This window comes from Cupriavidus sp. C1SS-2L, assembly GCF_057073735.1.
Genome location: NZ_CP172709.1, coordinates 1565121 through 1579585 on the forward strand (window position 1 = coordinate 1565121; position 14465 = coordinate 1579585).

The 14465-nt window shown below is 63.1% G+C and carries 14 protein-coding genes; 9 read left to right on the forward strand and 5 right to left on the reverse strand.

Annotated features, from left to right (window positions below; genetic code table 11):
- The first annotated feature begins 261 nt into the window (after positions 1 to 261).
- From ACIGJG_RS24850 to gcvT, 6 genes are all read left to right on the forward strand, one after another.
- Positions 262 to 1419: a quaternary amine ABC transporter ATP-binding protein gene (locus ACIGJG_RS24850; protein ID WP_220630129.1), complete on the forward strand. Its 1158-nt coding sequence runs from the start codon at positions 262 to 264 to the stop codon at positions 1417 to 1419.
- Positions 1412 to 2308, forward strand: coding sequence for a choline ABC transporter permease subunit (gene choW / locus ACIGJG_RS24855; RefSeq protein ID WP_140950956.1), 897 nt, complete (start codon positions 1412 to 1414; stop codon positions 2306 to 2308). The genes ACIGJG_RS24850 and choW overlap by 8 nt, the downstream gene beginning before the upstream one ends.
- Positions 2309 to 2339: 31 nt before the next feature.
- The gene (locus tag ACIGJG_RS24860; RefSeq protein WP_220630131.1) at positions 2340 to 3335 is read left to right on the forward strand and encodes a GlxA family transcriptional regulator; all 996 of its coding nucleotides are present in this window, start codon (positions 2340 to 2342) and stop codon (positions 3333 to 3335) included.
- Positions 3336 to 3645: 310 nt separating this feature from the next.
- Complete coding sequence (locus ACIGJG_RS24865; protein ID WP_483673145.1) at positions 3646 to 4794, forward strand: branched-chain amino acid ABC transporter substrate-binding protein; 1149 nt, start codon at positions 3646 to 3648, stop codon at positions 4792 to 4794.
- Positions 4795 to 4964: 170 nt separating this feature from the next.
- A complete protein-coding gene (locus ACIGJG_RS24870) occupies positions 4965 to 5681 on the forward strand; it encodes an L-serine ammonia-lyase, iron-sulfur-dependent, subunit alpha (RefSeq protein WP_181184465.1) in 717 nt (238 codons plus the stop codon).
- Between the two features lie 19 nt (positions 5682 to 5700).
- Positions 5701 to 6852: a glycine cleavage system aminomethyltransferase GcvT gene (gene gcvT / locus ACIGJG_RS24875; RefSeq protein ID WP_220630134.1), complete on the forward strand. Its 1152-nt coding sequence runs from the start codon at positions 5701 to 5703 to the stop codon at positions 6850 to 6852.
- Between the two features lie 89 nt (positions 6853 to 6941).
- Here the strand turns inward: gcvT and ACIGJG_RS24880 are convergent, their stop codons facing one another.
- Together ACIGJG_RS24880 and ACIGJG_RS24885 are read right to left on the reverse strand one after the other, a co-directional pair.
- Positions 6942 to 7157 carry a hypothetical protein gene (locus ACIGJG_RS24880; RefSeq protein ID WP_041680262.1) on the reverse strand — a complete coding sequence of 72 codons (216 nt, stop codon included), beginning with the start codon at positions 7155 to 7157 and terminating at the stop codon, positions 6942 to 6944.
- Between the two features lie 214 nt (positions 7158 to 7371).
- Positions 7372 to 7968: a helix-turn-helix domain-containing protein gene (locus tag ACIGJG_RS24885; RefSeq protein WP_011300918.1), complete on the reverse strand. Its 597-nt coding sequence runs from the start codon at positions 7966 to 7968 to the stop codon at positions 7372 to 7374.
- A gap of 88 nt (positions 7969 to 8056) precedes the next feature.
- Here ACIGJG_RS24885 and kbl point away from each other — a divergent pair, with 88 nt between their 5' ends.
- From kbl to ACIGJG_RS24900, 3 genes are all read left to right on the forward strand, one after another.
- Entirely contained in the window at positions 8057 to 9259 is a 1203-nt protein-coding gene (kbl, locus tag ACIGJG_RS24890; RefSeq protein ID WP_011300917.1) for a glycine C-acetyltransferase, read from the forward strand.
- Positions 9256 to 10203 (forward strand): L-threonine 3-dehydrogenase, encoded by a 948-nt coding sequence (locus ACIGJG_RS24895; RefSeq protein WP_011300916.1) that lies wholly within the window; start codon positions 9256 to 9258, stop codon positions 10201 to 10203. The genes kbl and ACIGJG_RS24895 overlap by 4 nt, the downstream gene beginning before the upstream one ends.
- A gap of 101 nt (positions 10204 to 10304) precedes the next feature.
- A complete protein-coding gene (locus ACIGJG_RS24900) occupies positions 10305 to 11069 on the forward strand; it encodes a GntR family transcriptional regulator (protein WP_011300915.1) in 765 nt (254 codons plus the stop codon).
- 9 nt (positions 11070 to 11078) lie between these two features.
- Here the strand turns inward: ACIGJG_RS24900 and ACIGJG_RS24905 are convergent, their stop codons facing one another.
- The 3 genes from ACIGJG_RS24905 to ACIGJG_RS24915 form a co-directional block, all read right to left on the reverse strand.
- A complete protein-coding gene (locus ACIGJG_RS24905) occupies positions 11079 to 12152 on the reverse strand; it encodes a porin (RefSeq protein ID WP_483673147.1) in 1074 nt (357 codons plus the stop codon).
- 132 nt (positions 12153 to 12284) lie between these two features.
- The gene (locus tag ACIGJG_RS24910; RefSeq protein ID WP_483673148.1) at positions 12285 to 13625 is read right to left on the reverse strand and encodes a 3-hydroxyacyl-CoA dehydrogenase; all 1341 of its coding nucleotides are present in this window, start codon (positions 13623 to 13625) and stop codon (positions 12285 to 12287) included.
- Between the two features lie 12 nt (positions 13626 to 13637).
- Positions 13638 to 14435, reverse strand: coding sequence for a crotonase/enoyl-CoA hydratase family protein (locus ACIGJG_RS24915; RefSeq protein ID WP_140950949.1), 798 nt, complete (start codon positions 14433 to 14435; stop codon positions 13638 to 13640).
- Positions 14436 to 14465 lie beyond the last annotated feature (30 nt).

The window sequence follows — 14465 nt, forward strand, 5'->3', positions numbered from 1 at the left end:
GACAAGCCGGCTCGGACAGCCTGCCGCCGTGATTGCCGGTGTCGCATTTGTGCAAGCACTTGTCGGAATTCATCGGCAGTGGGGGGGATTTTCTGACAACTATGTAGGGGATCGCACCGTGTCTGAAGGTGATGCGACGAATCTGGTTTCCCGACGCATGCTGGACAGAGGTAGCGAAGCACCGCCCGCCTTTCGGAGATAGGGAAGGCCCAGGCATGCCATATGACGTATGAGTCCCCGCAGGACCAGGAGAGGGTTTCAATGGATAGTCCAAAGGTCGTGGTCGAAGGTCTGTGCAAGGTATTTGGCAGCAATCCGCAACAGGCGCTCGACATGCTCGCCGCCGGGTCGACGAAGGACGAGGTGTTCCGGCGCACCGGCCAGGTCGTCGGTGTGCACAACGTATCGTTCGACGTCAGGGAAGGCGAGATCTTCGTGCTGATGGGCCTGTCCGGCTCCGGCAAGTCGACGTTGATCCGTCTCGTAAACCGGCTCGTCGAGCCGACAGCCGGCAAGGTGCTGATCGGTGGCCGCGACGTGGCCGCCGTGAGCCGCTCGGAACTGATCGCGCTGCGTCGCAAGGACATGAGCATGGTGTTCCAGTCGTTTGCGTTGATGCCGCAACGCACTGTGCTGTCGAACGCTGCGTTCGGGCTCGAGGTCGCCGGCGTCAGCCGGAAGGAGCGTGAGCGCAGGGCGATGGCCGTGCTTGAAGAGGTCGGCCTCGCGGCGTTTGCGCACAAGCTGCCGCGCGAATTGTCGGGTGGCATGCAGCAGCGTGTCGGCCTGGCGCGGGCCCTTGCGGTCAACCCGTCGCTGATGATCATGGACGAGGCGTTCTCCGCGCTTGATCCGCTCAAGCGCAAGGAAATGCAGAACGTGCTGCTGCAGCTACAGAAGGAGCATCGCCGCACGATCATGTTCGTGTCGCACGATCTTGAGGAAGCGCTGCGCATCGGCAGCCGGATCGCGATCATGGAAGGCGGCCGCCTGGTACAGGTCGGCACGCCGCAGGAAATCATTGCGAAACCGGCCGACGACTACGTCCGCAACTTCTTCGACGGGATTGACACGAGCCGCTACCTGACGGCCGGCGACCTGATGCAGACGGACGCCGTACCGATCGTGTCAAAGCTTGACGCACCGACGATTGCGACGACGCTCAACGGGCACGCCGGATATGCCTTTGTGCTCGATGCCCAACGCAAGCTTCGTGGCTGCGTCATGCGCGATGCCATGGAAAGCCTGCGGCCGGTCGAGAGTATCCGGCGCGATGCGTCGCTCGAACACGTGGTCGAGCGCGTCGTCGCGAGCGCGAATGCGCTGCCGGTCGTCGACGAGTACGGCTGCTACTGTGGCTCGGTCGACCGCGCCGTCATCCTGAAAGCCATCACGCACCTGCGAGGTCACCATGTCTGAATACCTTCCGCTCGGCCACTGGGTCGACCAGTCTGTCCACTATCTTCTCGATCACGACGCAGCAACGTTCGACACGGTCGGCCGCGCGATCGAGGGGCTCGCCGCACTGATCGAGCGCAGCCTGCAGGCAGTGCCGATGTGGCTGATGATGGCGATCTTCATCGGCATTGGACTCTGGCGCGTCGGCTGGCGCTTCGCGCTCTTCACGGCCGCGTCGCTGTCCGTGATCTTCGCCACGGGATTCTGGGACCAGACGGTCATTACGCTGGGCCTGACGCTGTCATCGACCATCATCAGTCTGATCCTGGGCGTTCCGCTCGGCATCTGGGCGGCGAAGAGCAGAGTGGTGGCGGCCGTCGTGCGCCCGATCCTCGACCTGATGCAGACCATGCCGGCGTTCGTCTACCTGATTCCCGCGGCGATGCTGTTCGGCCTGGGCCGCGTGCCGGGCATCCTGTCGACGGTGATCTTTGCGATGCCGCCCGCTGTGCGCCTGACGAGTCTTGGGATCCGGCAGGTGAACATGGAGATCGTCGAGGCCGGCCATGCCTTCGGCTGTACGCCATGGCAACTGCTGTACAAGGTGCAGTTCCCGAACGCGCTGCCGTCTATCATGCAAGGCGTCAACCAGACGATCATGATGGCGCTGTCGATGGTGATCATCGCCTCGATGGTCGGCGCTGGCGGCCTGGGCAACGAGGTGCTCGCAAGCATCCAGCGCCTGGACATCGGCCTGGGCTTCGAAAGCGGCCTGTCCGTGGTGCTGCTGGCAATTATCCTGGACCGCATTACCGAGAGCTTCGGCCGCACGCCAGGCACCGCGAAGGCACCGCTTTTCTCGGGGCTCAGGCAACTGTTCAGCGCCAAGGCCACGACGGCCCGGGCCTGATGCCGGCTCATCTGTCCGCCAGGAGCGCGCTGTGAGATCCGTTGCTGCCGCGCTGCCTGAGAGCGCTTCATCGCCGATGTCTTCGCTCGCGCATTTCGGCTTCCTGACGCTGCCCGATTTCTCGATGATTGCGTTTTCGAGCGCGGTCGAAGTGCTGCGCATGGCGAACTATGTCGGGCGCGCCGAGCATTACACGTGGTCGATCTATTCGTGCGGTGGCGCACCGGTGCGCGCGAGCAATGGCATCGCGGTGCGGCCTACGCGCGCAATCGACGCCGCGGAATTGCCGGACGTGATGATTGTTTGCGGCGGCATTCGCATCCGCGATGCTGTCGTTGATGGCACGCGCGCGATGCTTGCGAATCTCGCGGAACGGAACATGCCGCTTGGCGGCATCTGCACGGGCGCCTATGCGCTGATGTCGTCCAGCCTGCTCGACGGCTACCGGTGCGCCGTGCATTGGGAGAACCGCTCAGCGCTGCACGACGAGTTTCCGCGGGTGCAGTTCGCCGACGAATTGTTCGTGATCGACCGGGACCGGCTTACCTGCACGGGCGGCACAGCACCGATCGACATGATGCTGAACCTCGTCGGCTTGCGCTTCGGCCGGCAGTTAGCCGCGCAGGTCTCCGAACAGTTCATTCTCGAGCGGATCCGTGGCGCGACCGATCCGCAGCCGATCCCGGTCGATGCACGGGTCGGCCTCTCGCGGGCGGAGTTGATCGAGGTCGTGCGGCTGATGGAAGCGAATATCGAGGAACCGCTGTCGCTCGACGAACTGGCGCGGCTGGTCCAGCTATCGCAGCGGCATCTGCAGCGGATATTCAAGTTCTATCTGAACGTGTCGCCAACCCACCACTACCTGACCGTGCGCCTGAAGCGTGCGCGTGAACTGCTGCGTACGACCAACGCGTCAATCGCCCGTGTGACAGCTGTCTGCGGGTTTCACTCGCCGTGCCATTTCAGCAAGGCCTACCGCGCCCAGTTCGGCCATGCGCCTAGCCACGAGCGCCGACCCGCCGGATGATCGATGGGGAAGCCAGGGACGGAAGCCCGGTATATGAGGCTGTATTGCCGTATCCAGTTTCGCCAACGGAAAGGACGAGAACCAATGAGTGCGAATGAGATAGCAGTTGCCATGGTGTTCATGGCATGCATTGCCGTCGCATACTTCTTGCCAGACCGGATATCGGTTCCGATGATGCTAGTGGCATCCTTAGGCGCTGTGGTCTACGCGTGCCTGGCAGAGTAGAGGTCGCCGCCAGGGGGCCCATTAGAATGAGAAGTATGTGGGCGGCAACGATGGCTCCGCCGTCCTGAGTCGCCGGAGTTGCCTAATGATCCACTTTCTTCGACGGCTGCTCGTTACGAGCCTGAGCACACTCTTGCTGTCCGTCGTCTGCGGCCAGTCATATGGGCAGATGGTCGTCAAGATCGGGGTTTCCAGTCCGCTTACTGGGATCAATGCCGCCAATGGCAAGGACATCGAGAACGGCGTTCGTCTCGCTGTCGAGGAAGCCAACGCACAGCGCATCAGGCTGGATGGCCAGGAGGCCAGATTCCAGCTTGATTCCATGGACGACCAAAGTGATCCTCGCATCGGCGTCCAGGTCGCCCAAAAGCTGGTCGACGACGGTGTCGCGATCGTGGTCGGGTACTACAACTCCGGCGTTGCGCTTCCCGCTTCGCTTGTCTTCGCCAGGGCAGGCATTCCGGTCATCCTTCCTGCTGCCAGCAATCCGGCGATTACGCGCCAAGGCCTGAAGACGGTCTTCCGTGTCATTGCGACCGATACGCAAAACTCCGGTACGGCTGGGAAGTATGCGGTCAACGACATGAAAGGCCAGCGCATTGCCGTGATGGACGACCGCACCGCGTTCGGGCAGGGGGCGGTGGATGAGTTCAGGAAGGCGGTCATCGGCGCCGGCGGAGAAATCGTGTTGGCGGAATACACCAACGACAAGGTGGTCGACTTCAGCGCGCCGCTCACGAATATCCGGGCCGCCAACGCCGACCTCCTGTTCTTTGCGGGCCTGGATCACCAAGCCGCGCTCATTACGAAGCGGATGAGAGAGCTCGGCATGCGCACCCAGTTCGTCGGCAGTGGCGGCATCGCCGACAGTATCTTCCTGAACGTTGCCGGTCCGGCAGGGGAGGGCGCGATGGCCTGGGAATACGGTCGACCAGCCGAATCGCTGCCGCAAGGCAAGGTATTCATGCAGAAGTTCAGGAAGCGCTTCGGAAGCGACAGCCTCATCTATGCCCCCTTCGCGTATGACGCTACGTGGGCGGCTATAAACGCGATCAGGCAGGCCAATTCTGCGACATCGGCCGAAATCGTATCCGCGCTGCGCGCCACGCAATACGAGGGCATCACCGGGAAGATTGCTTTCGATCCGAACGGCGACCTGAAGAATCCGATGTCGACGCTTTATCAGGTAAGAGGTGGGCGTTGGGTTCCGGTAACGACGATCGGGGCCGATTGATGTGACGATATGCAAGCGAGTCCCGCCATGGCGTAAAGATCCCATCGTGACGACGCATCAGTTCTATCTCGCGGTCTCAAGGATCTGATGTACTAGGGTCACGCCACAGGGCGGACGGCGCTTCGTCCGGAGCGGTCGGAACTGGTACTGCAGGCATGGTCGAGGGCAGTATGTCCGTCAGCACATTCGATATTTTCAAGATTGAAATCGGGCCCTCTGGTTCGCATGCCGCTGGCCTGATGATGGCGCCTTGCCACCGGAACACTCCGAGCATCGACGAGCACCCGATTCCTTACCCTTTTCGGAGCCGGAAAGAGCTATGGCAGATGTGCGAGCAATCAGGACGTACCATTGCCGACCTGATGCTCGAGAATGAGAAATGCTGGCGGAGCACTTTTGACGTTCGCGCCGGGCTACTGGTTATTGCCGCTGCGATTGAAGCTTCCATCGGGCAGGGCGGCCCCACAGGCGCAATTGCTGCTGTACTGCAGTACTACCGCAAGGTCGTACCCGGCGCCAATGAGGAAGGGGTTGTCGATTTTCTGCTAACGGCTGCGGCCATAGGCATCCTCTACAGGAAAGAGGCTGCGATATCCGGAACTCAAATCCGTAACCAGGCTGAATTCGGGGTCGCAAGTGCCATGGCGGGTGCGGGGCTGGTTGCCGTACTGGGCGGTAACAACGAAGAGATTGCGAACGCGGTTGAAATCGGATTCGAACAAGACCTTGTCATGACCGGCGAGCCGATAGAAGGTGTTTGCAAATTTCCTGTATCGATCGCGCTGCCATGGTTGACATCGAGGCACGCCTCAGGTTGGGCAGATAGGAGGGACGATAGTCCGTCTTGGCAGGCCCAGAACCCACTGCGCAAGCTTGCGTTGGCTTGACTACCACCTTGAGATCCCGATGCGCGAGACGAACTTGCACGCTTTGCGAACCCCGCTGTATGAGCGCCACCGCTTGATCCGGGCCCGAATGGCTGATGTGGGTGGCTGGGATCTGCCCGTTGCTTATGGATCCCAGATCGAAGAGCATCACACCGTGCGAGAGGATGCCGCGATGTTCGATGTGTCGCACATGTGCGCGCTTGACGTTCGCGGGACTGACGCTCGAGCGTTTCTCGGCAGGCTTCTTGCCAACGACATCGGGAAGCTGAAATCACCGGGAAAGGCGCTCTATTCGTGCATGCTTAACCGGGAAGGGGGCGTAATCGACGATCTTGTCGTCTACTACCTTAGCGATGAATGCTTTCGCATTGTCTTGAATGCGCAGGCTGCAAGCCGTGACATTGATTGGATGCGAACGCAGATCGTTGAGAGCGGATGTTCCGTGACACTGGTGCCACGTCGACAGGATCTTGTCACTGACGATGTGGAGGCCCTTGCGATGATCGCCGTGCAAGGTCCCAATGCCAGGGAGAAGGTATTTCGAGCCATGCCGTCGACGCGCGCCGCCGACAAGGTAAAGCCATTCAATTCATGCTTCGTGCACGACGCTGCCGTCGGCGAGCTGATGCTGGCGCGCACGGGCAAGACCGGCGAGGATGGCTTCGAGATAACGATGCTGGCGAAGCATGCCGTTCACGTATGGGACGCGTTGCGTTCGTCCGGCATCTGCGCCGCGGGATTCCACGCATGGGATACCCTGCGGCTCGAGGCCGGCATGCACGTGCCGGGACGGGACATGGGCCCGCAGACGTCTCCATTTGACGTTGGCCTGGGCTGGTCTGTTGATCTCGGGGAAAAGCGGGACTTTGTTGGCAAGGCAGCGCTACAAGCTCGCGCTCAAGCGTCGCAACTCGTCGGACTCGCGTTCGAAGGAAGCGGTGCGGTCGCGCGTACGCAGAGCCCCGTGATGAGTCTGGAAGGGGAGGTGATCGGGAAGGTCACCAGCGGGACATATAGTCCGACGCTTCAAATGGCTATCGCTCTGGCGCTGGTTTCGCCAGACATCAAGTTGGGCTCGTCTGTGAGTGTCGAGATCTACAGCAAGAGAGTCTCTGCAAAAGTCGTTCGTCCACCTTTTGTTCGGGATGGAAGCCCAGTGGGAAAACGGTAGAGCAGTCAGTGCGACGTCCGTGGCTTCCATAGCACTGAGACGTCGCATTCATTAGTGTGCGGCCAGAAGCGACTCGCACATCGGGCCCCTTACCGATCACACCCCATCGCACGCAGCATCGATTGGCCATTGCTGGTCAGGCGCGGACTTTGCCTCCGGCCATGCAGGATCTCGAGATGGACAAGTTCCTTGTCCACGAGCGCGTGGAGGTCGGCAGGGTCGATCTGCCGGGAGTCGGTGGTATCGAGTGATTCGGGGCCGCCGTTGATCAGCAGCAGCGTGGCAAGTTCATGCGGGCTCAGCACGTTCGTCTCCTTTACTGCAGGGGTCGTTTGCTGGGACTGGCGCGGCACGGTGCCGCGCGCGCGAAGCCTCCCGATCACGCAAGACACGTGCCTGCGCCATGCACTGAACCGGCGCGACAATGCGGCGGCACTGCATTTTCCGGGGACTAAGGGCTTTGACGCGGTCACAGCGGCCGGGTTCCGCATCTGCGGTGCGTTTCAGCGCTTGCCGCAGTTACGTCGGGTGCACTACAACTAGTAAGGCTGCCGCCGTCGACTTGCCGCTGTTGCGAACGGCGTGTGGCACGTCCGCCGCATAGCGTGCAGTTTCTCCATGCCGCAGCTTCTTTTCTTCCGACCCCGCTTGCACCGTCATGGCGCCGCTCAGCACCGAAAGGTGCTCCTGCGTGCCAGCTTCGTGCGGCTCGGACGCGAGCACGCCGCCCGCCTGAATCGTCAGTTCGTACCATTCGAAACGTCCGGCCAGTTCGATCGGGCCGAGGATCTTCAGTTCGCAGTGCCCATCCGGGCTCTTGAGCGACGGGATGGCATGCGGCTGGACCAGTGCGATTGCGCTGCCGGGACGACCGCCAGCTTCGGCGGAAAGCAAATCGGCAAGATTCACGCCAAGCGCATTGGCCAGGCGCCACAGCACGGCGACGGTCGGGTTGGTCAGGTTGCGTTCGATCTGCGACAGCATCGACTTGGACACGCCGGCGCGGCGCGACAGGTCGTCGAGCGAAAGCTGCTGTTGCTGGCGCAGCGCCTGCAGCGCGGCACCGACCGCGGGCGGTCCCTCGGCGGGCGGCTTCTGGATCGGGGGTTGCGTCATGCAGTGTGGTTCGTTATATTGCACAAAACGTTCGGTATAACGGACGTGTTCAATTTATCGATCAGATCCTAGCATCGGGAGTCAAACCATGTCGAGTGCCGAGGCCTTCTACGCGTCCGTGCGTGCAGAGCTTGACGCCATCCGGGAAGCGGGGCTGTACAAGGAAGAGCGCGTCATCGCGACGCCGCAGGGTGCGCGCGTGCGGACCGCCGATGGCCGGGAGGTCATCAACCTGTGTGCCAACAATTACCTTGGCCTGTCTTCGCATCCCGGCGTCATCGAAGCCGCGCACGAAGCGCTGCGTACGCATGGCTTCGGGCTGAGTTCGGTGCGCTTTATCTGCGGTACGCAGGATTTGCACAAGACCTTGGAGGCCAGGTTGTCCAGTTTCCTTGGCACCGAGGACACCATCCTCTACGGCTCAGCATTCGACGCCAACGGCGGCCTGTTCGAGACGCTGCTGGGTGCCGAAGATGCCATCATCAGCGACGAGTTGAATCACGCATCGATCATCGACGGCATCCGCCTGAGCAAGGCGCGCCGCTACCGCTACAAGCACAACGACATGGACGACCTGCGCGCACAACTGGCGCAGGCCGATGCCGATGGTGCGCGCTACAAGCTAGTGTTCACCGATGGTGTGTTTTCCATGGACGGTACCATCGCGCGCCTGGATGAAATGCGCACGATCTGCGACGCGCATGGCGCGCTGCTTGGTATCGACGAATGCCATGCCACGGGTTTCCTCGGCTCGCGCGGCCGGGGCACGCACGAGTTTCGCGGGCTGTTCGGCAAGATCGACATCATTACCGGCACGCTTGGCAAGGCGCTCGGCGGAGCGTCGGGCGGCTTCACCAGTGCGCGCAAGGAAGTGGTCGCGCTGCTGCGCCAGCGTTCGCGGCCGTACCTGTTTTCGAACACGGTGGCGCCGGCCATCGTCGGCGCATCGATTGCCGTGCTAGATATCCTCGAAGGCAGCACGGAACTGCGCGACCGGCTCGAGCGCAACACGGTGTTCTTCCGCAAGGGCCTGACGGCGCTTGGTTTCGATGTGAAGCCGGGCGAGCACCCGATTATCCCGATCATGGTCTACGATGCGGAGAAAGCCCAGCAACTTGCGCAGCGGCTATTAGAGCTCGGCGTGTACGTGGTCGGCTTCTTCTATCCCGTGGTGCCGAAGGGCCAGGCGCGCATCCGCGTGCAGATGAGCGCGCTGCACGATGAAGCGGCACTGAAGGCGGCGCTCGAGGCCTTCGGCCAGGCCGGGAAAGAACTGGGGCTGACCCGATGAGCGACGCGGCACCAAAAATCCTGATCGTCGGCGCGAACGGCCAGATCGGCTCCGAACTGGCGCTGGCCCTGGCCGAGCGCTATGGCCGAACCAATGTCATCACGTCGGACGTGGTACCGACCGGGCGCCATGTCCACCTGACCCACGAAATGCTCAATGCGACGGACCGCGGCGGGCTGGCGACGATCGTCGAGCGCCACGGCATCACGCAGATCTACCTGCTCGCCGCCGCCTTGTCGGCGACCGGCGAGAAGGCACCGCAGTGGGCGTGGAACCTCAACATGACCAGCCTGCTGAATGTGCTGGAGCATGCGCGGCAGTTCGGCATCGAACGCGTGTTCTGGCCGAGTTCGATCGCCGCATTCGGCCCCACCACGCCGCGCGAGCACACACCGCAGAAGACCGTGATGGAGCCGACCACCGTCTACGGCATCTCCAAGCAGGCGGGCGAGGGCTGGTGCCGCTGGTATCACGACAACCATGGCGTCGACGTGCGCAGCCTGCGCTACCCGGGCCTGATCTCGCACAAGACGCCGCCCGGTGGCGGCACGACGGACTATGCCGTGGATATCTTCCACTCGGCGGTGAAGGCGGAGCCCTACACCTGCTTCCTGCGCGAAGACGAACGGCTGCCGATGATGTACATGCCTGATGCCATCCGCGCCACCATCGAGCTGATGGAGGCGCCGGCGGACAGCCTGACCGAGCGCGGCAGCTACAACATCGCGGGCGTCAGCTTTACGCCGGCGGAAATCGCCGCGGCCATCCGCGAAGAAGTGCCTGGCTTTGTAGTGCGCTACGACCCCGACTACCGGCAAGCGATCGCGCAAGGCTGGCCCGACTCGATCGACGACTCGGTGGCGCGCCGGGACTGGGGCTGGGTGCCGCAGTACGGGCTGAAGGAAATGGTGGGCGATATGCTGGAGAACCTTCGCCAGGCGTGACGGCACGGAACCGCCAGGCAAGGCTGTGTGTTTTCGGCGACGGCATGCATGCCAGTATCCCGTTTCGGTATACTGTGCGGTAAAGACCGCGAACCCAGAACATGACACAGCCAGAAAAGAAAAGCATGGCCGGCGAGATCAAGGCCACGATCCAGCGGGAAATCGAAGCCGGCGACATGCCGCCTGGCACGCCGCTGGACGAACGCATGCTCGCGGAGCGCTTCGGCGTATCGCGCACGCCCGTGCGCGAGGCACTGCAGCAGTTGTCCGTGCAGAACATGGTCCGCATCGTGCCGCGCGTCGGCGTGTTTGTCTCGCGGCTGTCGATCACGCAGTTGCGCGAAACGCTGGAACTGCTCGGAGAACTGGAGGCCGTGGCGGCGAAACTGTCCGCGCGCCGCATGGACGACGAGCAGCGCGTGCGCCTGAAGGCCGCCCGCACCGAATGCGAACAGGCGCACGCCGAGGACGACGGCAAGCGCTTTGCGAAGGCCAACGCCGATTTCCATGACACGGTCTATGCCGGCAGCCACAACGAATACCTGGTCGAGCAGATCCAGAGCATCCGCCGGCTGATGCAGCGCTACCGCCCGCGCATTTTTCAGACCCCGGCGCGCCGGCAGCGCGTGCTGGAAGACCACCAGCGGCTCGCCGACGCCATCCTTAGCGGCGATGAGACCGCCGCGCATGCGGCCATGCTGGAGCACGCGCCGGTCGGCACGACCGGGTTCTCCGAATTCCTTTCCACCCTGCCCGCGAGCTATCTTGAGGGCGAGGGCGGCGGGGAGGCTGCAGCCACGCGCAGCGCCGCACCCCGCGGCGGCGCCAGGCGTGGCCGCAAGCCGGCCGCTTCGAAAGCGGCCTGATTCCAACAATCAGAACTTGTGCCGCATACCCATCGCCACGCCGAACTGGTTCTTCTCGTTCGGTGCGATCTGGTAGGCGCCAGCGGCGCCGTTCAGGCTTTCAAAGTTCAGCGACGCATTCTTGGTGTACGCCGTGCTCAGGTAGACGTCGGTGCGCTTTGACAGCGAGTAATCCGCGATCAGCGTGACCTGCCACGGGTTGCTCGGATTGGTCTTGCTTGTGGCCGTGTACAGCGACTTGACGTTGTCGTAATAGAACGCGCCCGTGAGCTGCAGGGCAGCGGTGGCCTGGTAGTTCAGCGAAAGCCACCACAGATCGTCGCGCGCAGAGGTGTTGGCCGCCCGCGTGCCATTGTTGTTGTACCGGTACGCGGCCTGCGCGAGCAGGGCCGGCGTAATCTGGTAGCGCAGGCCCAGCGCTGCTTTCTGGGTGCGCGTGTAGTTGCCGGCGGTCAGCGCGCTGTTGATGCTGTCATACGCGCCGGCAACCCCGAAGTCGCCGATGCGGTAGTCGAAGCCGCCGCCGTAACCGGTCGAGGCCTGCATCGAACCCGGCTGCTCGCCGAAACTCCAGTGCGCTTCCGCCGTCAGCGGGCCCAGGTCGACATGGTATTTCACCATGTTGTCCTCGCGCAGATTCGAGCCCGCAATGCCTACCACCGGTTCATAGGTGGTGGCGTACGCCGTGGGCGAGTAGTTCGCCATCATCAGGAACAGCGAGGTGTATTGCCGGCCCAGCGATACCTGCTGCGTGCCGCTGCGCAGACCGACCCATGCCTGGCGGCCGAACAGGCGACCGCCCTGCGTTGATACGCCAGTGTCCAGGCTGAAGCCGCTTTCCAGCGCGAAGATCGCCTGCTTTCCGCCACCGAGGTCTTCCGTGCCGCGCAGGCCCCAGCGGCTCGGGGACAGGCCGCCGGAGCTGACGCCGACGCGCGAATGCCCGTCGGGGCCGGCGCCCGCGTTGTTATTGGTGTACTCGATGTTGGCATCGGCCACGCCGTACAGCGTGATGCCCGATGTCTGCGCGGCGGCGGTTGCGCTCGCGAGCACGCAGGCAAGGCCGACCAGGGTTCGCTTCATGACTTTCTCCTCCATGTTTTTGACTGTCATTCCCGCACCGGGAAGTGGCAGAACTATCGCTTACTGGTATGTATATAAAAAATAGTGGTATACGTTAGTGCGTATCAAAAATGCAAACGGGTGCCGCGAGCCTTAAGCGGTGCCGCGCTGGTAGTCCGCAAAGGTCTTGCCATCGCGCGCCAGCCGGACCAGCAGCGGGGCCGGTTCCCACCAGTAGCCGTGCTCGACGTGGAAGCGTTCGATGTCGGCGTACACCTCGCGCAGGCCGATGCGATCGGCGTAGTACATCGGCCCGCCATGGCGCGCGGGAAAGCCGTAGCCGGTCAGGTAGACCGTGTCGATATCGCTGGGCCGCAGCGCTACGCCGGCCTCCAGCAGCTTCGCGCCCTCGTTGACCATGCCGTAGACGCAGCGCTTGATGATTTCCTCGGCGTCGATGGGCCGCCGCACCATGCCGAGCCGCGCCGATTCCTGTTCGATGACCGTTTCCACCTCCGGATCGCGCAGCGGCTGGCGGCTGCCCGGTTCATAGCGGTACCAGCCCTTGCCGCTTTTCTGTCCCAGCCGCCCAAGTTCGGTCAGTTTCAGGATCAGGTCGTTCCAGCGCCGGTCCTGCGGCCGGGTGGCGATCTGCGCCTTGCGTGTCTGGTACCCCACGTCGTTGCCGGCCATGTCGTGCACGGCGAAGATGCCCATCGCGTAGCCGAAGTCGGTCAGCGCCTGGTCCACCTCGTGCGGCAGCGCGCCTTCCTCGACCAGGAAATGCGCCTCCCGCGTGTAGTTGCGGAACAGCGCATTGCCGATGAAGCCGGGGTAGACGCGAGCGAGCACGGCGGTCTTGCCCATGCGCCGGCCGAGGTCCATCAGCGTGGCGATCACGTCCGGCGCGGTGTCCCGCGCACGCACGACTTCGAGCAGGCGCATCACATGGGCCGGACTGAAGAAGTGCGCCCCGACCACGTCCTGCGGGCGCTTCGTGACGGCCGCGATGGCATCCACATCGAGTCCCGAAGTGTTGGTGGCCAGGATCGCACCGGGTTTGCACCGCGCATCGAGATCGCGGAACACCTGCTGCTTGAGCGCCATGTCCTCGAATACCGCTTCAATCACCATGTCGGCGGAAGCGGCATCTGCGAGGGCAACGGAGCCTTTGATCAGGGACAGCCTCGATTCCATGGCTGCCGGTTCGAGCTTGCCGCGGGAGACGCTGCCGGCGTAGTTGTCCCGCACGCGGCGCAAGCCGGTTTCCAGGCCTTTCTCGCTGCTGTCGATCAGCGTGACCGGAATGCCGATATTGGCCAGTGCCATCGCAATGCCACCGCCCATGGTGCCGGCGCCGATTACCGCAACATGGTTCACGGGACGCAGCGGCAAGTCCTTTGGGAAGTCGGGTATATGGGCTGCTTCCGCCTGCGCGAAGCGGACGTAGTCTGCCGTAGCCTGTGCTTCAGCGTCGGTTGGAGTTGTAGTCATGATATTGCTCGCTTATTCGGACTTCTCGCCCGGAACGGCGAGCGGTTTGGCGCGGCCTTCGACGAAATCGCGCAGGCGTTCCGCCGCTTCGGGCGGGCGCGGGATGTTCGAGGTCAGGTACTCGACGAACAGGCCGTCATCGTGGGACAGGTCGTTGATGCGCGGCAGTACGTTGGTGATGCGCCAGTTCGTATCGGCGGTATTGCGCGCGATCAGCGCGGCCAGCTCGCGCGCCTTGGCGAACGCCTGGCCCTGCGGCACCACGTAGCGCACGATGTGTTCGCGCTCGCCTTCCTGTGCATTGAGCAGGCGCCCGGTCAGCATCATGTCGGCCATCACGGTGTAGCCGACCACGCGCTGGATGCGCACGGTGCCGCCACCGCCGACAAAGATGCCGCGCTGTCCTTCGGGCAGGCCGAACAGCGCCGATTCGTCGGCGACGCGGATGTGCGCAGCGGTCGCCAGTTCCAGTCCACCGCCCACGACCGCACCATGCAACGCGGCGACGAACGGAATGGGCCCGCGCGCGATACCGTCGAACACGGTGTGCCAAGAATGGCGCGTGCGCTTGCGGGGCCGTGGTTGCTCACCGGACGCTCGCGCCAGCGCTTCCTTCAGATCGAGTCCTGCGCAGAAGTTGCTGCCGTGCCCGAACAGCACGCCCACATCGGCTTCCTCGCCGGCACGCACGACGGCGTCGTGCAGCGCCCAGACCACGTCTTCGTTGATGGCATTGCGCTTCTCTGGCCGGTTCAGGCCGATCAGCGCGACATTGCCGTCGAGTTCATACGTCACCAGTTCGGTGCTCATCTCATGCTCCTTGTTCATTACGTGGTTCGA